The following is a 20,104-nucleotide window of genomic DNA, read 5'->3' as shown; positions in this document are numbered from 1 at the left end:
CGAGGCACCGAACGTCAGGGGCAAGAGCCCTTGGTTACTTGGGGCTTTTCCAAGTGACTCGCCGTAAGGGCGAAACCATAAGTGGCCGTTACCGCAGGAATGGAATGTACTCCATCAACGCAGACTGCGATCTTTCAATCAGCCCCCACTCTCCGTACGCCGACTAGAAACCTCCGCCGGCACATCATCCCCCGCCATGCGTTTACGAAACAACGCCGCCCGGGCCAACAGCAAGGTGGTCACCGGTACCGTGATCGCCAGCAGTATCGGTATCAGCCACGCATGCAAAACCGGCCCGGACTTGAGCGCCGAAAAGAAGATGATCGAGGCCAGGGCCACGCACCATGCGCCCAGCGTCGAGGCCAGGGCCGGTGGGTGCATGCGCTGGAAGTAATCCTTCATCCGCAACAGGCCAGTGGCGCCAATGAGGGCAAACAGGCTGCCGAGCACCAGCAGGATGGCCACGGGTATTTCCACCCACAAGGATAATGGCGCACTCATTCGATCACCTCGCCGCGCAGGAGGAATTTCGCCAGGGCGAACGAACCGACGAAGCCAAACAGCGCGATCAGCAACGCCGCCTCGAAGTAAGTGTCACTGGCATAGCGAATGCCCAGCGTCAGCATCATCAGCATCGCCACGATGTACAGGTAATCCAGGGCCAGGACCCGGTCCTGGGCCGATGGGCCCTTGAACAGGCGGATCAGGGTCAGGATCATCGCCACGCAAAACAGGAACAGGCTTAGCAGGATGGCGTTGGACAGCAAGCTGCTCATTCGAAGATCTCCATCAACGGGCGCTCGTAGGCTGCCTTGAAGTGCTGGATGAACAGCGCTTCGTCATCCAGGTCGAAGACGTGCAGCAGCAGGATGCTGCGGTCCAGCGCCAGTTCCGACCAGACGGTGCCGGGGACCACCGTGCAGATCATCGACAGCGCGGCCAGGCCATTTGCGTCGCGCAGGTCCAGCGGCACCTTGACGAACCCTGAGCGTGGCGGCCGGCGGCGAGCATTGAGCACACCAAAGGCGACCGCCAGGTTGGACGCCAGCACATCGCGACCGACCAGCAGGAACAGACGCAGAATCACCCCGGGCCGCCGAATGCGAATCGGCAGCGGGCGCAGCTTGCGCATCATTAAAGGCGCGCAAAACCCCAGCAGGGCGCCCAGCAACAGGTTGCCGGGGCTGAGCGACAGGTTCAGCAGCAACCACAACAGGCACAGGGCCAGCGACAGCCATGGCGCAGGTAGCAGGCGCTTCATGGTTGCACCTCCAGCAGCGCTGCACTGGCCTGCGGGCCTGGCACTACGCGGGTGCCGAGCACGGCCATCACATACTGCTGCGGGTTGTTCAAGGCGTTGGCGGCCGCTTGGGTGTAGCGCAGCAGCGGTTCGGCCTTGAGCGTGAGCAGGATGCACAAGCCCAACAGCGCAAAAATCGGTACGCATTCCAGGCGCCGCAGCGCAGGCGAGGGGCGTTCTGCCGGTGTCCAGAAACGCTGGACGCCGACACGGGCAAAGGCGATCAACGACGCCATCCCCGAGAGGATCAGCAGCGTCAGCAAGCCCCACGCGGCATTCGATACCGGTGCGTCGCCGGCGTTGCCCAGACCCATCGGGTTGAGCAGGGCGCTGAGCAGGCTGAGCTTGCCGATGAACCCGGAAAGCGGTGGCATGCCGATGATCAGCAGGGCGCAGGCGATGAAGCTCAAGCCGAGGAACGCCATGGTCCAGGGAATCACTTGGCCGACCACGGCTTTCTGGTCGTCGTCGAGGTTGATGCCCTTGACCGGATACAACGATTCCAGCGGCCGAGGCAGCATCTCGTTTTCATCCTCCAGGGGCATTTCGTTGGCCGAGCGCGAGCGTTCGATCAACTCCGCCAGCAGGAACAGCGCGCTCAGCGCCAGGGTCGAGCTGACCACATAGAACAGTGCCGCAGCGATCAGGTTGGGCTGGCCGAAGCCGATCGCCGCCAGCAGGATCCCCGCCGACACCAGGATGCTCAGGCTGGCCATGCGCTCCAGGCGTTGGGCCGCGAGGATCGCCACTGCCGCGCAAACGATGGTGGCCATACCGCCGTAGATCAGCCAGTCGCCACCGAAGTACGCCGAGGCGCCGGCCTGACCGGAAAACAGCAGGGTCCACAGGCGCAGCAAGGTGTAGATGCCGACCTTGGTCATGATCGCAAACATCGCCGCCACCGGCGCGCTGGCCGAGGAGTACGCCGGCACCAGCCAGAAATTCAGCGGCCACATCCCGGCCTTGGCCAGGAACGCCACCGCCAGGATGCCCGCGCCTGCATGCAACAGGCCGCGATCGGCTTCGGGCACCAGCGGGATCTTCAGCGCCAGGTCGGCCATGTTCAGGGTGCCGGTGACGCCGTAGATCAGCGCCGCGCCAATCAGGAACAGGGTCGAGGCCAGCAGGTTGATCGAGATGTAATGCAGCCCCGACGACACCCGCGCCCGGCCCGACCCGTGCAGCATCAAGCCATAGGACGCGGCCAGCAGCACTTCGAAAAACACGAACAGGTTGAACAGGTCCGCCGTCAGGAAGGCGCCGTACAGGCCCATCAGCTGGATCTGGAACAGCGCGTGGAAGCTCGAACCGGCGCTGTCCCAGCGCGCCATGGCGAACAGCAGCGCACAGACGCCGATAATGCCGGTCAGCACCAGCATCAGCGCCGACAGGCGATCGACCACCAGCACCAGGCCGAACGGCACCTGCCAGTTGCCCGGCAGATACACGCCAATGGAACCGGCGATGCCGGTGGTTTGCGTCCATTGCAACAGCAGCACTGAAATACCCAGCCCCAGCAGGCTGGAGAACAGGTTGATCTTGGCTTTGAGCGGGCGGTGCTTCTCGCCGAGCATCAGCATGATCGCGGCGGTCAGCAGCGGCAGCAGGATGGGGGCGGCGATCAGGTGCGACATCGGATTCATTCTTTAGGCTCCCGGCCATCCACATGGTCGGTGCCGGTCAGGCCGCGCGAAGCCAGCAAGACCACCAGGAACAGTGCGGTCATGGCGAAGCTGATGACGATGGCGGTGAGTACCAGTGCTTGCGGCAGCGGGTCGGTGTAGTGCAGCAGATCCTGGGGCACGCCGTCCTTGATGATCGGTTCCTTGCCGATGAACAGGCTGCCCATGCTGAAGATGAACAGGTTGACACCGTACGACAGCAGGCACAGGCCCATGACCACCTGGAACGTCCGCGGACGCAGGATCAGCCAGACGCCGGACGCGGCCAGGACGCCGATGGCGATGGCGATGACTTCTTCCATCAGACAGCCTCCTTGATGACGACAAGTTTGGGCTGGGCCGCGGTCTTGTGACCCCGCACCGATTGGTGGGCGAGGGCGGTCAGGATCAACAGCGTCGAACCGACCACCACGGCGTACACGCCGACATCAAAGAACAGCGCACTGGCCAGGTGAATGTCGCCCAGCAGCGGCAGGTCGAAATGCCAGGTATGGGTGGTCAGGAACGGATAGCCGACGACCATCGCGCCCAGGCCGGTGACGGTGGCGAACAGCAGGCCGACGCCCATCCAGCGCAGCGGCCGCAGGCTCATTTGCGCTTCGACCCACTGGGTGCCGGCGACCATGTACTGCAGGATGAACGCCACCGACATCACCAGGCCCGCGACAAAGCCGCCGCCCGGCTGGTTGTGCCCGCGCATGAACAGGTAGAACGAGACCACCAGCGCAATTGGCAGCAGCAGGCGCACCAGCACCGCCGGGACCATCATGAAGCCGAGCGCGGTGTCGCTGGCGTGACGCGGGTTGACCAGGTCGGTGACCACGTCCGGCGCGAGCAGGCGCTGCTGGGCCGGCAACTGCAGGCTTTCCTTCGGCGGACGGAAGCGTCGCAGCAGGGCGAACACGGTAAGCGCCACGGCCGCCAGCACGGTGATTTCGCCGAGGGTGTCGAAGCCGCGGAAGTCCACGAGCATCACGTTGACCACGTTGCTGCCGCCGCCTTCGGGCAGGGCGCGGCTGAGGTAGAACGAAGAAATGTCGTTCGGCGTCTGGCGGGTCAGCATCGCGTAGGCCAGCAACGCCATGCCACCGCCGACTACCGCCGACAGCAGCAAGTCGCGGATGCGGCGGATGCGCGCCCTGCGCAGGCTGCTCGGCAGCGGCGAAACCTCTTCGATTCGCCGTGGCAGCCAGCGCAGGCCCAGCAGGATCAACACCGTGGTCACCACTTCGACCACCAGTTGCGTCAACGCCAGGTCCGGGGCCGAGAACCAGACGAAGGTCACGCAGGTCATCAGGCCGCAGACGCTGACCATGGTCAGGGCGGCCAGACGATGGTACTTGGCCTGGTATGCGGCGCCGAGGGCGCAGGCAATCGCCAGCAGCCAGAGGATGACGAACACGATCGAGCCCGGGATTTTCGGTCGGTCGCCCCAGTGCAGGCTGCTGTGCAACATCGGGATCAACCCGGCCAGGACCGCGGCGAGCACCATCAGGAACAATTGCATCTGCAGGCGCCGGGTATTGATCAGCGGTTCCAGGCGTCGGGCCAGGCGCATCATCAGCACCAGGCTGCGTTCGAACAGGCGCTTGCCATTGAAGCGGCCAATCAGCGGCGGGTAATGGAAGCGACCGAGCTTGAGCTGCTTGCGCAATAGCAGGTACAGCGCGATGCCGCCGGACATGGCGATCAGGCTCATGATCATCGGCGCGTTCAAGCCGTGCCAGATCGCCAGGCTGTACTCGGGCAAGGTGCCGCCCACGACCGGTTGCGCGGCAGCGGCGAGCAACGGGCCGACCACTTGCGCCGGGAAGATCCCCACCACCAGGCAGGTGAACACCAGCAGCTCGACCGGCGCGCGCATCCAGCGCGGCGGCTCGTGCGGGGTGTGGGGCAGGTCGGTAGCGGTCGGGCCGAAGAACACGTCAACGGTGAAACGCAGGGAATAGGCGACGCTGAAGGTCCCGGCGATGGTCGCGACGATCGGCAGGGTGGCTTCGATCCAGGCCGTGGCGTTGATGAACACGGTCTCGGCGAAGAACATCTCCTTGGACAGGAAGCCGTTGAGCAGCGGCACGCCGGCCATGGAGGCGCTGGCGACCATGGCCAGGGTCGCGGTGAACGGAATCAGCTTGAACAGGCCGTTGAGCCGGCGGATGTCGCGGGTGCCGCTTTCGTGGTCAATGATGCCGGCCGCCATGAACAGCGAGGCCTTGAACGTGGCGTGGTTGAGGATGTGGAACACCGCGGCTACGGCGGCCAGCGGGCTGTTCAGGCCCAGCAGCAGGGTGATCAGGCCCAGGTGGCTGATGGTCGAGTACGCCAGCAGGCCCTTGAGGTCGTTCTGGAACATCGCGCAATACGCGCCGAGCAGCAGGGTGGCGGCGCCGGCACCACTGACGATGTAGAACCATTCTTCACTGCCCGAGAGCGACGGCCACAGGCGAGCCAGCAGGAACACCCCGGCCTTGACCATCGTTGCCGAGTGCAGATAGGCCGAAACCGGTGTCGGCGCGGCCATGGCGTGGGGCAGCCAGAAGTGGAAGGGGAATTGCGCGCTTTTGCTTAGCGCGCCGATCAGGATCAGGGGCAGCAGGATAGGGTAGAGGGCATGAGCACGAATCAGCTCGCCGGCGGCCAGGACCTTGTCCAGGTCATAGCTGCCGACCACATGGCCAAGCAGCATGACCCCCGCCAAAAGGCACAAGCCGCCCGCACCGGTGACCATCAGCGCCATATAAGCACCGCGTCGCGCGTCGGCGCGGTGGTGCCAATAGCCGATCAACAGGAACGAGAAGAGGCTGGTCAGCTCCCAGAAAAACACGATCTGGATGAGGTTGCCGGAGATCACCAGCCCGAGCATGGCACCCATGAACGCCAGGAAAAACGCGAAGAAACGCGGTACCGGATCGTCCGGCGACATGTAGTAGCGGGCGTACAGCGACACCAGCGTGCCGATGCCCAGCACCAGCATCGAGAACAGCCAGGCGAAACCGTCCATGCGCAGGACAAAGTTCAGGCCAAGGCTGGGCAGCCAAAGGAATTCTTCGCGGATCACGCCGCCATGGGCGATTTGCGGGTACAGCAGGGCGACCTGGACGGTGCCGATCAAAGCGACCAGGCCAGCCAATAACGATTCGGTATTACGCGCGTTGTGAGGCAGCACCGCTGCCAGACAGCTGCCTATGAAAGGCAGAAGCAGTAGAACTATCAGGGACATAGGCTTCTAATCTGCGGAAGTTTGTGAAGCATCATACGTGCCAGTTCCCGGATCGCCAAACGCCAAGCTGTCGCAGAATCCTACAAGGTAGACGGAAAAGTCTTGCTTCACATTGTTTCGAAGGCCTGCGTTCAGCAGGTCCGGCCTCTTCGCGAGCAGGCTCGCTCCCACAGGAGAATGCATTTCAACTGTGGGAGCGAGCCTGCTCGCGAAAGCTATCTTCCAGACGTTGCAGATTTTGCGGTTAACCCTGGGTTTCCCGCTCCAACGCTTCCTCAGCCACAGCGGCCTTACCCTTGGTTTTCAACTCGCTGACAATCACCGCCGCCACGATCAATCCCGCCCCCACCAGCGCAATCGCCGGCAGTCGCTCCCCGGCGATCCGCCCGACAATCCCGGCCCACACCGGCTCACCGGCATAGATCAAGGTCGCGCGGGTTGGCGAAACACTCTTCTGCGCCCAGTTCATCGCCACCTGGATCGCCGCACTCGCCGCGCCCAGCCCAAGGGCACTGCACAACAGCAACCAGGAGAAATCAGGAATGTGTTCCTGGGTCGGCACCACCATCAGGAACGACAGCAGCGACGTGACCGCCAATTGCACCACGGTCACCCGTTTCACATCGACCTGGCCGGCAAAGTTGCTGATCAGGATGATCTCCGCCGCAATGGCAATGGCGCTGATCAAGGTAGCGATTTCACCGGGGCTGAAGTTCAATGCCGCGCCGGAAGGGCCCGACAGCAGCATCAACCCGGTAAATGCCAGCATGATGCCAATACTTGGCATCAGCCCCGGACGACGCCCCAGTACCAGCCATTGCAGCAACGGCACGAAGGGCACGTACAGCGCGGTAATGAACGCCGACTGGCTGCTGGGAATGCTTTGCAGCCCGACCGTCTGCAGGCCGTAGCCGAGCATGATCGCCACGCCGATGAAGGCGCCGGCCTTCAATTCAAACAAGGTCAGGTCCCGCAGGCTGCGCCAGGAGAACAGCGCGACGATGATCGCGGCGGCGGCAAAGCGCAGGCCGACGAAAAACATCGGGCCACTGACGGTCATCGCATGCTGGACCAGCAGAAAGGTCCCGCCCCAGACCATGGTGATCAACACCAGCACGCACTCGGCCTTGCTGAGTCGCAGGAAACGGGAGGGAGCCTGGGAGGAGTTCACCGACGTCATGATCTTGCACACTGTTTGAGGGGGACGCACAATGCGCCCGAAGTTGGGCAGTATACTGCGCAACACCATCAAGTGAGCAATATAGTGCACAAAGATTCCTCGCCCCGGGCTTCGGTCCTGCAACACGTCAGCCAGAACATTCGGCGGTTGCGCCATGCCGCCGATATGAGCCAGACCGCGTTGGCGGAAAAATCCGGTGTCAGTCGCCGGATGCTGGTGGCGATCGAGGCCGGCGAAAAGAACGTTAGCCTGACCACCCTCGACCGTGTCGCCGAAGCGTTGGACGTGGCCTTCAGCGACCTGATCCAGGCCCCCGATGTGCGCGACCATAGCCGCATCAACGAACTCGCCTGGGCCGGAACGATCCCCGGTAGCAAGGCGGTGCTGCTGGCCAAGGCCAATGCCACCCGTGAAGTCGAACTCTGGGAATGGCGCCTGGAGCCGGGCGAGCATTATCCGTCGGAGCCTGACGCCGAAGGCTGGAGCGAACAGTTCTACGTGTTCGAAGGCTGCCTGACGGTGATGGTCGGCGAGGTGCCGCACAAGATCGCCGCCGGCGAGTTCTTCATGTTCGCCAGCAACCAGCCGCATTCCTATCGCAACGAGGGAGAAGTCGCGGTGCGCTTTGTGCGCAATGTGGTGATCTGAACTGTTGGCCGGTCAACACTGGATAAACATTTTGCTGTTCTGAAGCTAAAAGCTTTTCTCTAATAATTCGTTAAGATTTTGATAAATAACGAATTTAAATTCAGGCACGACTCCTGCAATAGCTCTGGTGCATTCACCCAGAACCCGGAGTCGGCCCATGACAGCCTCAGCCCAATCCCCCCGCTCGGCCAGTGTGAGCCCTGCCCATGTGATCCGCTCGGATGCGGAAGCGATTGCCATCGCCCACAAGCTCGCGGCGCGATTCGCCGTCGAAGCCAGCGTGCGCGATCGCGAACGACGTCTGCCGGTTGCCGAGCTCGACGAGTTCTCCGCTAGCGGCCTCTGGGGCATCACCGTGCCAAAAGCCTACGGTGGCGCCGGAGTGTCTTATGTGACCGTCGCCGAAGTGATCAAGATCATTTCCGCCGCTGATTCTTCCCTGGGCCAGATCCCGCAAAACCACCTTGGCGTGCTCGACATCCTGGTGCAAACCGCCAGCGAAGAGCAGAAGCAGTACTACTTCGGCAAAGTGCTGCAGGGTTACCGCTTCGGCAACGCCTTCTCGGAATCGAAAAGCAAACACGCCGGGGCTTTTGAAACCCGTATTCACTTCAACGACGACACCGCGCAAATCGACGGCGAGAAGTTCTACTGCACCGGCGCGCTGTTTGCGCACATCGTGCCGGCGGTGGCGGTCAACGAACAGAACCAGGCGTTCATCGCCTTCATCGAGCGTGACAATCCCGGTTTGACGGTGATCGACAGTTGGGACGGATTCGGCCAGCGCACCACCGCCAGCGGTGGCGTGACCCTGAACGCGGTGCAGGTCCCGCTCAGCGCGGTGATCCCGGCCCACAAAGCCTTCGATGAGCCAACCGCCGACGGCCCGATCTCACAAATCATCCAGGCCGCCGTGGACACCGGTATCGCCGTGGGTGCCCTGGAAGAAACCAAGCGCTACGCCCGTGAAGCGCGGCCATGGATCGACAGCGGCCAGGACCACGGCTGGCAGGACCCGTTCAGCATTGCCGCCATCGGCGATCTCGAATGGCGTGTGCGGGGTAGCGAAGCGATCCTGAAAAAGGCCGGCCAGGCCATTGACGCCGCGCTGCTCGACGCCAATGAAGACACGGTGGCGCACGCCTCGGTGGTGGTCGCCCAGGCCAAGGTGCTGTCCGCCGAAATCGCCTTGCTCACCAGCAGCAAGCTCTTCGAACTGGCCGGTACCCGCTCGGTGCTCGGCAAATACAACCTCGACCGTCACTGGCGCAACGCCCGCACCCATACGCTGCACGACCCGGCGCGCTGGAAATTCCACTTGATCGGCAACTACCTGCTCAACGGCGTAAAGCCTGCGCGCCACGCCTGGAACTGAGGAGTCCACCATGAACGCCTTGACCCAACCGATTGCCGCCGGGCAACCCCTGGCCAACAGCCGGCATGACCTGCACAACGCGCGTAGCCTGCTCGATGCGACCTTGCGTTTCGTCCGCCAGCACAACCAGGCAACTGATGAGCCTCTGGTGATCAGCCGCCTTGGCGATGTGCACATCCGCATCGAAGTGGCCGCTGCGCTGCTGGAACGCGCTGAAGAATTTCTCGCCAGTGGCACTGACGACATCGAAGTCAGCATCGCCGAAGCCGAATCCCGTCTGGCCAGTGCCGAGGCATTGAGCACAGCCAGCAACGCCGAATTCGAACTCACGGGGCAGCGCACCGCGTTGCCGGGCTCGCTGCACGATCCGCTGCGCGGCAAGCTCCACCTCATCGGCAACTTTCGCCTCAACGGCATTCACCCGCCCAGCTTGCACACATCAACCAAGGGAGCCGTTTGATGGCCCGTGAAATCCGTCTCAATGCTTTCGACATGAACTGCGTCGGCCATCAGTCGCCAGGGTTGTGGGCGCATCCGCGGGATCGTTCCTGGCAGTACAAGGACCTGGAATACTGGACAGATCTGGCGAAAATCCTCGAGCGCGGCAAGTTCGACGGCCTGTTCATCGCCGATGTGCTTGGCATCTACGACGTCTATAACGGTAACGGCGATGCGGCAATCCGCCAGGCGGCCCAGGTGCCGGTCAACGACCCGCTGCAACTGATCCCGCCGATGGCGCTGGTGACCGAACACCTGGGCTTTGGCCTGACCGCGTCGCTGTCGTTCGAGCATCCGTACCCGTTTGCCCGACGCCTGTCGACCCTCGATCACCTGACCAAGGGCCGCGCTGGCTGGAACATCGTGACCTCGTACCTGGAGAGCGGGGCGAAGAACCTCGGGCAGAAAACCCAGACCGAACACGACGCCCGCTACGACTTCGCCGAAGAGTACCTGCAGGTTTGCTACAAGCTCTGGGAGGGCAGTTGGGAAGAGGGCGCGATCCTGCGCGATCGCGAGCGGCGGATCTTCAGCGACCCGAGCAAAATCCACGAGATCCAACATGTCGGCAAACACTTCCAGGTACCGGGGATTCACCTCTGCGAGCCCTCGCCGCAACGCACTCCGGTGTTGTATCAGGCGGGGGCGTCAAGTCGCGGCAAGCAGTTCGCCGCCGAGCATGCCGAGTGTGTGTTCGTCGCCGCACCGTCGAAAGTGCTGCTGAAGAAAACCGTGGCCGACATCCGCAAGCGTGCAGCGCAGGCGGGGCGTGATCCGTCGAAGATCCTGATTTTCAACCTGCAGACGGTGATCCTCGGCGAGACCGACGCCAAGGCCAAGGCCAAGTTCGAGGAATACAAGAGCTGGGTCAGTTATGAGGGCGCGATGGCGTTGATTTCCGGCTGGACGGGCATCGATTTCAGTCAGTTCAACCCGGATGAACCGCTCAAGCATGTGCACACCAATGCCATTCAATCGGCGGTGGAGGCGTTCTCCACGGCCAATCCGAACAAGGTCTGGACCCCCAATGAACTGGCCGACTGGGTGGGCATCGGTGGCTTTGGCCCGTTGTTTGTCGGGAGCCCGGAAACCGTTGCCGATCTGCTGCAGGAATGGGTCGAGGAGACGGATGTGGATGGCTTCAACCTGGCGTATGCGCTGACCCACGAAACGTTCATCAATGCCGTGGAGTTGCTGGTGCCGGAGTTGCAGAAACGCGGTGTGTACAAGACCGAATACGCGCCGGGGACATTGCGCGAGAAGTTGTTCGGTGAAGGACCGCGCTTGCCGCAGATTCATCCGGGCAGCGGGTACCGCGATCTGGCGGGGTTGCGGCAGCAGGAGAGAAAGGTGGTGTCTGCCTGAGTAGATGATCGTTCCCACGCTCTGCGTGGGAATGCATCCCGGGACGCTCCGCGTCCCTGCATCAGGAGCGGACGCAGAGCGTCCATGGCGGCGTTCCCACGCAGAGCGTGGGAACGATCATGGCATCTTCGCGAGCAGGCTCGCTCCCACATTACCCATGAACAGGAGGTCAACCCATGAGCGTGCACGAACTCAAGCGTCCGCCGATTGCGGATACCAGGGAATGGCAGGTCAGCGCACCCAAGGCGCTGGAGCAATTGCGCCATTGGGCGCAAATCAGTCCTTTGCAGCCAGCGCTGCGGCACAAGCGTCACGGGCAATGGTTTGCCTGGCGCTGGATCGATGTCTTGCGCGATGTCGAGCGCCTGGCCGATGGCTTGCGCCAGCAAGGATTCGATGAGGATTCGCGGCTGGCCGTCAGCGGCGCCTTCGAGCCGAACCTGTTGCTGCTGGCCCTGGCGGCTCAGCACATCGGCGGCGAGGTGCTGGCCATCGCCGACAACCTCGACGCTCCCGCCTTGCACAACGTCCTGTGGCGCAGCAGCCCTGGCCACGCCTTTGTGCAGGGACGGCAGGCGCGGCAACTCTGGCTCAACCAGGGCCAGTCGTTGCTCGACTTCGCCGAGCTGCTGGGCCCGACAGAGCATCCGCAACGGCTTCGCCTCGGTGTGAACGCAGAACAGTTATGGAGCGAAGAGGGCACCGAATGGCAGGACGGCCTGGCGGTATTGTTCAAACAATGGCTCGGTGTCGGGCAAACCCTGGCTTTCCCGGAAAGCCCTGGCAGCGCCAGTCGTGATCGCCGTGAAGTGGCGCCTTCGGGCTTGCTGCTCTCCGCCGGGCGCCTGCAACTGCTTGCCATGGAAATCGAAAGCCGCCTCGCGTCACCGGGCACCTGGCGCCGCCGCCTGTGCGACTGGGCCATTGCCCAGCCGCAAAAGCCCCTGCAACGCCTGATCAAGACCCGCGTCCGCCGCCTGCTGGGCTTTCACAACCTGCACTTCATCTGGCAAGCCACGCGCACCGCGCAAGCGCAATCCACGCCTGCCTGGCTCGCCGAATTCAAACGGAACATCGCATGATCTCGACCGATTCCATCCTGCAAGTCAGCGGTATTTCCCTGTCCTTCAAAGGCGTCAAGGCGATCAACGACCTGTCGTTCGATGTGCGCCGTGGCGAGATCTGCGCGTTGATCGGCCCCAACGGGGCGGGCAAGAGTTCGTTGCTCAATGTGCTCAACGGCGTGTACCGCTTCGATGCCGGTTCGATCGTGTTCGAGCAGCAGTCTTTCAAGCGCATCGATCCTTTGAGCGCTGCGCGCCGGGGCATAGGCCGAACGTTCCAGAACAACGCGCTGTTCAAGAAAATGAGCGTGATCGACAACCTCCTGACCGGCCTGTCGCGACACCTGCGCAGCAGCTTCATCGAGCAGGCATTGGGTTTGCCGCGAGCCCGGCTTGAAGCCGAACAGTTTCGCCAGCAGGCCCAAGGCATCCTCGAATTCCTCGAACTGCAAGCCCAACGCGATGTGCCGGTGGGCAATCTCGCCTATGGCCTGCAAAAGCGCGTCGAGCTGGGCCGCGCCCTGATCGCCGGTCCGAGCCTATTGCTGCTCGACGAGCCGATGGCCGGGATGAACGCCGAGGAAAAACAGGATATGGCCCGTTTCATCGCCTACATCAACCGTGACCTTGGCGCCACGGTGGTGTTGATCGAACACGACATGAGCGTGGTGATGGGCCTGTCCGACCATGTGGTGGTACTCGACTACGGGCGCAAGGTTGGCGATGGCACGCCTGCCCAGGTGCAGGCCAACCCTGAGGTGATCGCGGCGTATCTGGGAGTGGTGCACTGATGACGTTCTTCGTTGAAACCCTGCTCGGCGGCTTGCTCGCTGGAACCCTGTATTCGCTGGTCGCCATCGGCTTCGTGCTGATCTACAAGGCCAGCGGTGTGTTCAATTTCGCCCAGGGCGCGATGCTGTTGTTCGCCGCGCTGACTTTCGTCAGCCTGCACGATCAGGGTGTGCCGTTTGCCCTGGCGCTGCTGTTGACAGTGCTGGTGATGATCGTTGGCGCGCTGTTGATCGAGCGGCTGGTGCTGCGACCCTTGGTCAATCGCTCACAGATCACCCTGTTCATGGCCACGCTCGGCCTGTCCTTCATCATCGAAGGCCTGGCGCAAGGCTTGATGGGCTCGCAGGTCCGGGCGCTGGACCTGGGCATCGACGACGTGCCGCTGTTCATTGGCGCGATGATGTTCAGCCAGTTCGACCTGATCGCCGCCGCTGCGGCCATCGTGCTGGTGACGGTGCTGGCACTGCTGTTCAACAAGACCCGCATCGGCATCTCGTTGCGGGCGGTGGCAGATGACACCACCGCCGCGCTGTCCATCGGCATCAACCTCAACCGCATCTGGCAGATCGTCTGGGCCGTGGCCGGAGTGGTCGGACTCGTGGCCGGGTTGCTCTGGGGGGCACGACAAGGGGTGCAGTTTTCCCTGTCGCTGGTGGTGCTCAAGGCGTTGCCGGTGTTGATCATCGGTGGTTTCACCTCGATTGGCGGGGCGATTGTCGGCGGGCTGATCGTCGGTGCGGCGGAGAACCTCGCCGAGGTCTACATCGGCCCGCTGATCGGTGGCGGCATCACGCCGTGGTTTGCTTATGTCCTGGCCCTGGCCTTCCTTTACATCCGTCCCGCCGGCCTGTTCGGCGAGCGCGCCATCGAGCGAGTCTGAACCCATGTCGATTTCCCTTACCCGTGAAACCGCACCGGCGGTGTTGGTCCGGCGCCGCGTGCCGTTCGGTCTGGTCGGCTTGTTGCTGATTGCGGTTGTCGTCGTTCCACTGACCGGCAACGACTATTGGTTGAACGCCATTCTGATTCCGTTCCTGGTGCTGTCCCTGGCAGGACTTGGCCTGAACCTGCTGACCGGCTACACCGGGCAAACCTCGGTGGGTGCGGCCGGGTTCATGGCGGTCGGGGCGTTTGCCACGTACGGTTTTCTGTTGCGTTTGCCTGAGCTGGGTCTGCCAGTGGCGTTGCTGGGTGGCGGTTTGATCAGTGCGGTGGTGGGCTTTTTCTTCGGGCTGCCGAGTTCGCGGATCAAGGGCTTTTACCTGATGGTCACCACCCTGGCGGCGCAGTTTTTCCTGGAGTGGCTGTTCGTCAAATTCCCCTGGTTCTACAACTACGGCTCGTCCGGCACAATTACCGCACCGAAACTGGCGCTGTTTGGCCATGACCTGAACACGCCGCTGGGCCGCTATTGGCTGACCCTGACCACTGTGCTGCTGCTGACCTGGGTCGCGGTGAACCTGGTGAAAAGCCAGATCGGCCGCAACTGGATGGCGATCCGCGACATGGACACCGCCGCTGCCGTCATTGGTATTCCCGTGGCGCGCTACAAGCTCCTGGCATTTGCCGTCAGCTCGTTCTACCTGGGCATCGCCGGCGCCTTGTGGGCCTTTGCCTACCTGGGCACCGCCAGTGCCAGCAGTTTCGATATCAATCGATCATTCCAGATCCTGTTCATCATCATTATCGGTGGCATGGGCAGCATCGCCGGCAACTTCGTCGGCGCGGCATTCATCAGCCTGTTGCCAATCCTGCTCAGCCACCTCGGCCAAGCCTTGCTCGGTGGCGCGGTGGATGCCGGGCAGCTGCAAAACCTGCAAAAAATCATCTTCGGCGTGCTGATCATCCTGTTCCTGATCAAGGAACCGGAAGGCTTGATCCGCCTGCTGGGCAATCTTCGTGAACGGCTGGGCCACTGGCCGCTGCGCTTCTGAATCCTTCCCACTACTAGAGAGACAACATGCGTGCATCCTTGAAACGCTCCCTGCTCGGCGCCGCTTTGGTGCTGGCGGTTTTCGGCAGTGCAGTACCGATGGCCCAGGCCTCGGCGGACCAGCAGTTCTTTCCGTTGGCCACTTACCGGGTCGGCGCCTACGCCTCCAGCGGCGTACAGGTGTGGGCCGGGATGATCGATTACCTCAACTACATCAACGAGGTCGAAGGCGGGATCAATGGGGTGAAACTGGTTTGGCAGGAATGCGAAACCGAATGGACGGCGGAGAAGGGCATCGAGTGTTACGAGCGCTTCAAGAATGGCCTGGATGGCGCGCCCGTAGCGGTCTATCAACCTAACGGCGCGCCGGCGGCCTATGCCCTGAGTGAACGGGCGGAAGTCGACAGGATTCCGCTGATCACCCTGGGTTATGGCCGCACCGAAGCCACCGACGGCACGGTGTTCCCGTACAACTTCCCGGTGATGCTGACCTTCTACAGCGAAGCCTCCAGCCTGATCAACTACATCGCCCAGCGAGAGGGTGGCTTCGACAAACTCAAGGGCAAGAAAATCGCCACGGTCTACCACGACTCCGCATACGGTCGCGAAACCCTGGGGCCGCTGAAGTTGTTGGCCGAGCGGTACGGCTTCGAGAACATCCAGATTCCGGTGGCCGATCCCGGCAATGAGCAATCGGCGCAATGGCGGCAGATCCGTCAGCTCAACCCGGACTGGGTGTTCCTGCGCACCTGGGGCGTGTCGACCCCGGTGGCGGTCAAGACCGCTGCGCGTTTCGGCTTCCCGGTGGACCACATCGTCGGCGACATCTGGGCCAGCTCCAGCGAAGACGTGCTGCCCGCTGGCGCTGCTGCCAAAGGCTACCTGGCGCTGACGCCGTACCCGGCCGGCACTGACTTCGAGATCCACAAGCGCCTCAAGCAATACATCCTCGACAAGGGCAAGAGCGACCTCAAGGACCTGAAGAATTTCGGCAGCGTCTACTACAACTCCGGGCTGGTGAATGCCGCCGTGGCGGTGGAAGCGATTCGCACCGCCCAGGGCAAATTCGGCAAGCGCCCGCTCAACGGTGAGGAAGGGCGTTGGGGCCTGGAACATCTGAATATCGACGATGCGCGGCTCAAGGACATGGGTTACTTCGGCCTGATGCAGAACCTCAAGCTGTCTTGCAAGGATCACGAGGGCGGCGGTTCGGCGCGGGTGCAGCAGTGGGACGGCGCCAACTGGACGCTGATCAGTGACTGGATCGCCGCCGACCGTGCGTTGTTGCGGCCATTGATCGATGAGAAATCCGCCGCGTTCGCCAAGGAAAAAGGCCTGACGCCACGCACCTGCACCGCGGAGGAATAAGCCATGAGCCATGCCGCCAGCGACATTGCCGTCAACGATTTGTTGCGGGTCAATGACATCGAAGTGATCTACGACGGCGCGATCCTGGCTGTGGCCGGCGTCTCGCTGACGGTGCCCAAGGGCGGCATCGTCGCGTTGCTCGGCGCCAACGGCGCGGGTAAAAGCACCACGCTCAAGGCGATTTCCGGCCTGGTGCGGGCCGAGCGGGCCGAGGTCAGTCGTGGCAGCATCGAGTTCCTGGGGCGTGATACCGCAGGCGTCGATCCGAGCCTGCGGGTGCGCGAAGGGATGGTCCACGTACTGGAGGGCCGGCACGTCTTCGCGCAATTGACGGTGGAGGACAACTTGCGCAGTGGTGGATTTGTCCGCGGCTTGAGTCGCCAGGACATGGCCCGGGACCTGGAGCGCATCTACGCCTGGTTTCCGCGCCTGAAAACCAAGCGCAAGACCCAGGCCGGCCTAACGTCCGGTGGCGAACAGCAGATGGTCGCCATCGGCCGCGCATTGATGACACGTCCTACTTTGGTACTGCTCGACGAACCTTCCATGGGTTTGGCGCCTATCATCGTCCAGGAGATTTTCGAGATCGTCGCCCAGCTCAACCGCGAGGCACAGGTGAGCTTCCTGATTGCCGAGCAAAATATTAATGTGGCGCTCAAGTACGCTTCCACGGCCTATGTCCTCGACACCGGCCGGGTGGTGTTGTCCGGCAGCGCCAGCGAGCTGCTGGCCCGGGGCGATCTGCATGACTTCTATCTAGGTAAACACTGAGCAGTGAGAACGGCATGAGTGAAACCCAAAACGGACAGGCGAGCGACGTCATCCGTCACGCGGACATCCTGATTGTCGGCGGCGGCCTCAGCGGCACGATGTTGGCGGCGCAACTGTTACGCCTGCCGGGCAAGCGTCAGGTGCTGGTGATCGAACCGCGCGCGGAGCTCGGGCGCGGAGAGGCCTACAGCGCCGTGGAGCTGGGGCATACGCTTAACGGCAACGCGGCGCGCATGAGTGTCGATCCGGACAACGCCGATGACCTGACCCAATGGTTGACCGACTACATTGCGGCCGGCGGCTGGCCGGAGTCGGATGAGCAGCATGTACCGATCAGCGAGTTGTTCCCGCCCCGGGGGATTTTCGGCCTGTACGTGCAGCAACGCCTGGCCGAGGCGCAAGCGCTGGGTGCGTTGAACGGCTCGACGGTCGAGCATGTGCGCGCCGAGGTGGTGGATCTGCAAACCGATGCGCAGTCGGTGCGCTTGAGCTTGAGCGACGGCCAGCGACTGCAGGGTTCCTTTGCCGTGCTCGCGACGGGGATGTTCCCGGCCGCGCGCACGCCGCAGACGCAGTCCAGCGGTTTGAACGCGGCGGCGCTTGACCCGTGGGATGTTGCTGCGATGCGCCAGCTCGATCCGCAGTCGACGGTGCTGATCATCGGCTCGGGGCTGACCATGGTCGATGCCGTGGTGTCGCTGGAACAGGCCGGGCATCGCGGGCCGATCAACGTGTTTTCCCGTCACGGCCTGTTGCCCCATGTGCGGCGCCAACCACCGGCCTGGGTGGATTTCCTGGCCGAGGATCAGAGCATTCGCACGCCACGACAGCTGGTGCGTGAATTACGCCGGCATTGCCGCGATGCCATCGCACGGGGCATTGACTGGCAGGCACCGCTGGACACGGTGCGGGCGCACATCGGCCGTCTGTGGAGTCAGGCCACTGACCTGCAGCGTCGGCAATTCGTGCGCCATGTACGGCCGTGGTGGGAAAGCCATCATCACCGCTCGCCACCGTTGAGCGCCGAACTGGTGGAGCGCCTGCACAAGGAAGGGCGGTTGCAGATTCAGGCAGCCTCGTTCAAAGGGCTGGAGCCTTCTTCGGGCAATGAGGTGAGTATTCGAATTCGCCGCCGAGGTGAAACGCAAACCGTTGTCGTCAGTGGCGCGGCATTGATCAACTCCAGCGGCATCGAATATGACTGGCGACGGGTGGCGCGACCATTGCCCCGGCAATTGCTGGCGCGCGGGCTGATTCGCCCAGGACACCTGGCGCTGGGCATTGCGGCCGAGGTCGACGGTGCGGTACTGGATGCCGATGGTCAGGCTGCGAGCCGCCTGTTTGCCATGGGCCCACCGTTGCGCGGGATGTGGTGGGAAAGCACTGCGGTCACAGATGTCGCAAGCCAGGCCAAGGCACTGGCCGCGCGATTGGCAACACCATAAACCCTGTAGGAGCTGTGTAGATGCAACAAACCCCGCATTGGCGGGGTTTGTTGTTTCAGGCAGCCCAAGGCTGTTGATCAATAGCGCTGATACTTGGAGCCGAACTCAGGGCGGTTTTCTGCGACGTAGAGTTTGTCTTTCTGGTCAGCGCTGACGGTGTTCACGTTGAGTGTTGCCGGCTGGCTGACTTTCGCCGCTGCAACCAGCGGGGTAGTGGCGTGGGGGGCGGCAATGGCGCTAGTGGCGCCAAGCACCGAAAGGGCGAAGCCGAGACCGATGAGGCTTTTCATGATGTTGCTCCAGAGCGTGGGGAGAAGATGTGGCTACTGTAGTGCTGGAGCGTCGCGATGAAAAAACACCCTTGCGCATAGTCGTTATCGAGGGTGTTGATCTATTCAGGCCTGTGCATCGAGCATTTCCACCGGGTAGGAGAACACGTATCCCTCGCTGCGCACGGTCTTGATGTAGGTCGATTCCCGTGAGTCGTCCTTGAGTCGTTGGCGCAGGCGGCTGACCAGCAAATCAATCGAACGGTCGAACAGATCGGCGTCGCGGCCTTGGGTCAGGTTGAGCAATTGGTCGCGACTCAGAACCCGTTGCGGGTGATCGAGGAACACCCGCAGCAGGCGGTATTCGGCGCCACTGAGGGCCACCAGGGTGCCGTCTTCGTCGAGCAAATGACGGGCGGTGGTGTCCAGGCGCCAGCGGCCAAAACCGAGCATCCGACCGCTTTCGCTGATCAGCAGATTGGGTGGCAGCATGCGGGTACGGCGCAATACGGCGTTGATCCGCGCCAGCAGTTCGCGGGCGGAGAAGGGTTTGGTCAGGTAGTCGTCAGCGCCCATTTCCAGGCCGAGGATACGGTCGGTTTCATCGTTGCGAGCGGTGAGCATCAGGATCGGCGTGGCTTTGTGCTTACCCGCGCGAAGTTCGCGGCACAGCACCAGGCCGTCGTCGCCGGGCAACATGATGTCGAGCACGATCAGGTCGACCTGGTTGGCTTCGAGGAAGCTGCGCATGTGCCGGCCATCGGGGACCACGGTGGTGCGCAGGCCGTTTTTCTTCAAGTAGTTGCCGACGAGTTCGCGGATTTCGCGATCGTCGTCGACGATCAGGATGTGGTTGACGTGGTCCATCGGTCGATCCTCTTTTTTTGCAACGATACATTTTGTAGGCGTTGGGTTGCCAGCGAAGGCGGCCTCATAGCTCTCGGATGTACCCGATCTACTGATCTACTGATTTACTGTAGGAGCCAGGCTTGCCGGCGAAGGCGCCCTTACAGTCAACCAATTCTCTTTCAGGTGTACATATCCATTCCAGCGGTAACGGCCACCTATGGTTTCGCTCTTACAGCGAGTCACTTTGAAGAGCGCAAAGTAACCAAACGCTCTTGCCCCTGGCGTTCGGTGCCTCGCTAATGCTCGGCATACCCTCGCTCCGGTCCTGCTCCGTGGGCCCGCCGC

Annotated in this window: 20 protein-coding genes; 11 read left to right on the top strand and 9 right to left on the bottom strand. The window is 62.6% G+C overall.

Annotation, left to right across the window (positions count from 1 at the left end):
- Positions 1-138 precede the first annotated feature (138 nt).
- The 7 genes from AC1Q8Q_RS30715 to AC1Q8Q_RS30685 all read right to left on the bottom strand — a co-directional run bounded on the left by AC1Q8Q_RS30715 (position 139) and on the right by AC1Q8Q_RS30685 (position 7,451).
- Positions 139-501, bottom strand: coding sequence for a Na+/H+ antiporter subunit G (locus AC1Q8Q_RS30715; RefSeq protein ID WP_008063389.1), 363 nt, complete (start codon positions 499-501; stop codon positions 139-141).
- Positions 498-776, bottom strand: a complete 279-nt coding sequence (locus AC1Q8Q_RS30710; protein WP_008063386.1) for a K+/H+ antiporter subunit F — start codon at positions 774-776, stop codon at positions 498-500. Before AC1Q8Q_RS30710 ends, AC1Q8Q_RS30715 begins: the two co-directional genes overlap by 4 nt.
- Positions 773-1,261: a Na+/H+ antiporter subunit E gene (locus AC1Q8Q_RS30705; protein WP_432668312.1), complete on the bottom strand. Its 489-nt coding sequence runs from the start codon at positions 1,259-1,261 to the stop codon at positions 773-775. Before AC1Q8Q_RS30705 ends, AC1Q8Q_RS30710 begins: the two co-directional genes overlap by 4 nt.
- Positions 1,258-2,943 carry a monovalent cation/H+ antiporter subunit D gene (locus AC1Q8Q_RS30700; protein WP_020800952.1) on the bottom strand — a complete coding sequence of 562 codons (1,686 nt, stop codon included), beginning with the start codon at positions 2,941-2,943 and terminating at the stop codon, positions 1,258-1,260. Before AC1Q8Q_RS30700 ends, AC1Q8Q_RS30705 begins: the two co-directional genes overlap by 4 nt.
- Positions 2,940-3,284 carry a Na+/H+ antiporter subunit C gene (locus tag AC1Q8Q_RS30695; protein ID WP_007986256.1) on the bottom strand — a complete coding sequence of 115 codons (345 nt, stop codon included), beginning with the start codon at positions 3,282-3,284 and terminating at the stop codon, positions 2,940-2,942. Before AC1Q8Q_RS30695 ends, AC1Q8Q_RS30700 begins: the two co-directional genes overlap by 4 nt.
- Positions 3,284-6,202 (bottom strand): monovalent cation/H+ antiporter subunit A, encoded by a 2,919-nt coding sequence (locus tag AC1Q8Q_RS30690; RefSeq protein ID WP_492598717.1) that lies wholly within the window; start codon positions 6,200-6,202, stop codon positions 3,284-3,286. Before AC1Q8Q_RS30690 ends, AC1Q8Q_RS30695 begins: the two co-directional genes overlap by 1 nt.
- Before the next feature lie 244 nt (positions 6,203-6,446).
- A complete protein-coding gene (locus tag AC1Q8Q_RS30685) occupies positions 6,447-7,451 on the bottom strand; it encodes a DMT family transporter (protein WP_175582350.1) in 1,005 nt (334 codons plus the stop codon).
- 15 nt (positions 7,452-7,466) lie between these two features.
- On the opposite strand from AC1Q8Q_RS30685, the gene AC1Q8Q_RS30680 reads away from it, so the two are divergent.
- From AC1Q8Q_RS30680 to AC1Q8Q_RS30630, 11 genes are all read left to right on the top strand, one after another.
- Positions 7,467-8,030, top strand: coding sequence for a helix-turn-helix domain-containing protein (locus tag AC1Q8Q_RS30680; RefSeq protein ID WP_020800954.1), 564 nt, complete (start codon positions 7,467-7,469; stop codon positions 8,028-8,030).
- Between the two features lie 157 nt (positions 8,031-8,187).
- Positions 8,188-9,405: an SfnB family sulfur acquisition oxidoreductase gene (locus AC1Q8Q_RS30675; RefSeq protein WP_033043273.1), complete on the top strand. Its 1,218-nt coding sequence runs from the start codon at positions 8,188-8,190 to the stop codon at positions 9,403-9,405.
- A gap of 10 nt (positions 9,406-9,415) precedes the next feature.
- Entirely contained in the window at positions 9,416-9,865 is a 450-nt protein-coding gene (locus tag AC1Q8Q_RS30670; RefSeq protein WP_033043274.1) for an acyl-CoA dehydrogenase, read from the top strand.
- A complete protein-coding gene (locus AC1Q8Q_RS30665) occupies positions 9,865-11,268 on the top strand; it encodes an LLM class flavin-dependent oxidoreductase (RefSeq protein ID WP_168758381.1) in 1,404 nt (467 codons plus the stop codon). Before AC1Q8Q_RS30670 ends, AC1Q8Q_RS30665 begins: the two co-directional genes overlap by 1 nt.
- 176 nt (positions 11,269-11,444) lie before the next feature.
- Positions 11,445-12,350, top strand: a complete 906-nt coding sequence (locus AC1Q8Q_RS30660; protein ID WP_083349325.1) for an acyl-CoA synthetase family protein — start codon at positions 11,445-11,447, stop codon at positions 12,348-12,350.
- Positions 12,347-13,123, top strand: a complete 777-nt coding sequence (locus AC1Q8Q_RS30655; protein WP_492615902.1) for an ABC transporter ATP-binding protein — start codon at positions 12,347-12,349, stop codon at positions 13,121-13,123. Before AC1Q8Q_RS30660 ends, AC1Q8Q_RS30655 begins: the two co-directional genes overlap by 4 nt.
- Positions 13,123-14,004 carry a branched-chain amino acid ABC transporter permease gene (locus AC1Q8Q_RS30650; RefSeq protein WP_020800961.1) on the top strand — a complete coding sequence of 294 codons (882 nt, stop codon included), beginning with the start codon at positions 13,123-13,125 and terminating at the stop codon, positions 14,002-14,004. The genes AC1Q8Q_RS30655 and AC1Q8Q_RS30650 overlap by 1 nt, the downstream gene beginning before the upstream one ends.
- Positions 14,005-14,008: 4 nt before the next feature.
- Entirely contained in the window at positions 14,009-15,058 is a 1,050-nt protein-coding gene (locus tag AC1Q8Q_RS30645; RefSeq protein ID WP_489325494.1) for a branched-chain amino acid ABC transporter permease, read from the top strand.
- A gap of 26 nt (positions 15,059-15,084) precedes the next feature.
- The gene (locus AC1Q8Q_RS30640) at positions 15,085-16,425 is read left to right on the top strand and encodes an ABC transporter substrate-binding protein (protein WP_492615901.1); all 1,341 of its coding nucleotides are present in this window, start codon (positions 15,085-15,087) and stop codon (positions 16,423-16,425) included.
- 3 nt (positions 16,426-16,428) lie between these two features.
- Positions 16,429-17,196, top strand: a complete 768-nt coding sequence (locus AC1Q8Q_RS30635; protein ID WP_033043851.1) for an ABC transporter ATP-binding protein — start codon at positions 16,429-16,431, stop codon at positions 17,194-17,196.
- 14 nt (positions 17,197-17,210) lie between these two features.
- Entirely contained in the window at positions 17,211-18,641 is a 1,431-nt protein-coding gene (locus AC1Q8Q_RS30630) for an FAD/NAD(P)-binding protein (RefSeq protein WP_033043850.1), read from the top strand.
- A gap of 77 nt (positions 18,642-18,718) precedes the next feature.
- On the opposite strand, the gene AC1Q8Q_RS30625 is transcribed toward AC1Q8Q_RS30630, so the two are convergent.
- Positions 18,719-18,931 (bottom strand): hypothetical protein, encoded by a 213-nt coding sequence (locus tag AC1Q8Q_RS30625; RefSeq protein WP_020800966.1) that lies wholly within the window; start codon positions 18,929-18,931, stop codon positions 18,719-18,721.
- Positions 18,932-19,036: 105 nt separating this feature from the next.
- Positions 19,037-19,777, bottom strand: a complete 741-nt coding sequence (locus AC1Q8Q_RS30620) for a response regulator (RefSeq protein ID WP_020800967.1) — start codon at positions 19,775-19,777, stop codon at positions 19,037-19,039.
- Between the last annotated feature and the right edge of the window lie 327 nt (positions 19,778-20,104).

This window comes from Pseudomonas sp. GW823-FHT06B06 (assembly GCF_058795195.1).
The sequence above is the reverse complement of the archived record's forward strand: the minus strand, read 5'-3'. Positions and strand labels throughout refer to the sequence as shown.

What these genes read in the sequence shown, in the direction of transcription:
- AC1Q8Q_RS30655 (WP_492615902.1), top strand. Translation starts at nt 12,347, where the DNA reads ATGATCTCGACCGATTCCATCCTGCAAGTCAGCGGTATTTCCCTGTCC.
- AC1Q8Q_RS30675 (WP_033043273.1), top strand. Translation starts at nt 8,188, where the DNA reads ATGACAGCCTCAGCCCAATCCCCCCGCTCGGCCAGTGTGAGCCCTGCC.
- AC1Q8Q_RS30645 (WP_489325494.1), top strand. Translation starts at nt 14,009, where the DNA reads ATGTCGATTTCCCTTACCCGTGAAACCGCACCGGCGGTGTTGGTCCGG.
- AC1Q8Q_RS30665 (WP_168758381.1), top strand. Translation starts at nt 9,865, where the DNA reads ATGGCCCGTGAAATCCGTCTCAATGCTTTCGACATGAACTGCGTCGGC.
- AC1Q8Q_RS30670 (WP_033043274.1), top strand. Translation starts at nt 9,416, where the DNA reads ATGAACGCCTTGACCCAACCGATTGCCGCCGGGCAACCCCTGGCCAAC.
- AC1Q8Q_RS30625 (WP_020800966.1), bottom strand. Translation starts at nt 18,931, where the DNA reads ATGAAAAGCCTCATCGGTCTCGGCTTCGCCCTTTCGGTGCTTGGCGCC.
- AC1Q8Q_RS30620 (WP_020800967.1), bottom strand. Translation starts at nt 19,777, where the DNA reads ATGGACCACGTCAACCACATCCTGATCGTCGACGACGATCGCGAAATC.
- AC1Q8Q_RS30690 (WP_492598717.1), bottom strand. Translation starts at nt 6,202, where the DNA reads ATGTCCCTGATAGTTCTACTGCTTCTGCCTTTCATAGGCAGCTGTCTG.
- AC1Q8Q_RS30640 (WP_492615901.1), top strand. Translation starts at nt 15,085, where the DNA reads ATGCGTGCATCCTTGAAACGCTCCCTGCTCGGCGCCGCTTTGGTGCTG.
- AC1Q8Q_RS30705 (WP_432668312.1), bottom strand. Translation starts at nt 1,261, where the DNA reads ATGAAGCGCCTGCTACCTGCGCCATGGCTGTCGCTGGCCCTGTGCCTG.
- AC1Q8Q_RS30630 (WP_033043850.1), top strand. Translation starts at nt 17,211, where the DNA reads ATGAGTGAAACCCAAAACGGACAGGCGAGCGACGTCATCCGTCACGCG.
- AC1Q8Q_RS30635 (WP_033043851.1), top strand. Translation starts at nt 16,429, where the DNA reads ATGAGCCATGCCGCCAGCGACATTGCCGTCAACGATTTGTTGCGGGTC.
- AC1Q8Q_RS30700 (WP_020800952.1), bottom strand. Translation starts at nt 2,943, where the DNA reads ATGAATCCGATGTCGCACCTGATCGCCGCCCCCATCCTGCTGCCGCTG.
- AC1Q8Q_RS30695 (WP_007986256.1), bottom strand. Translation starts at nt 3,284, where the DNA reads ATGGAAGAAGTCATCGCCATCGCCATCGGCGTCCTGGCCGCGTCCGGC.
- AC1Q8Q_RS30710 (WP_008063386.1), bottom strand. Translation starts at nt 776, where the DNA reads ATGAGCAGCTTGCTGTCCAACGCCATCCTGCTAAGCCTGTTCCTGTTT.
- AC1Q8Q_RS30685 (WP_175582350.1), bottom strand. Translation starts at nt 7,451, where the DNA reads ATGGTGTTGCGCAGTATACTGCCCAACTTCGGGCGCATTGTGCGTCCC.
- AC1Q8Q_RS30715 (WP_008063389.1), bottom strand. Translation starts at nt 501, where the DNA reads ATGAGTGCGCCATTATCCTTGTGGGTGGAAATACCCGTGGCCATCCTG.
- AC1Q8Q_RS30650 (WP_020800961.1), top strand. Translation starts at nt 13,123, where the DNA reads ATGACGTTCTTCGTTGAAACCCTGCTCGGCGGCTTGCTCGCTGGAACC.
- AC1Q8Q_RS30660 (WP_083349325.1), top strand. Translation starts at nt 11,445, where the DNA reads ATGAGCGTGCACGAACTCAAGCGTCCGCCGATTGCGGATACCAGGGAA.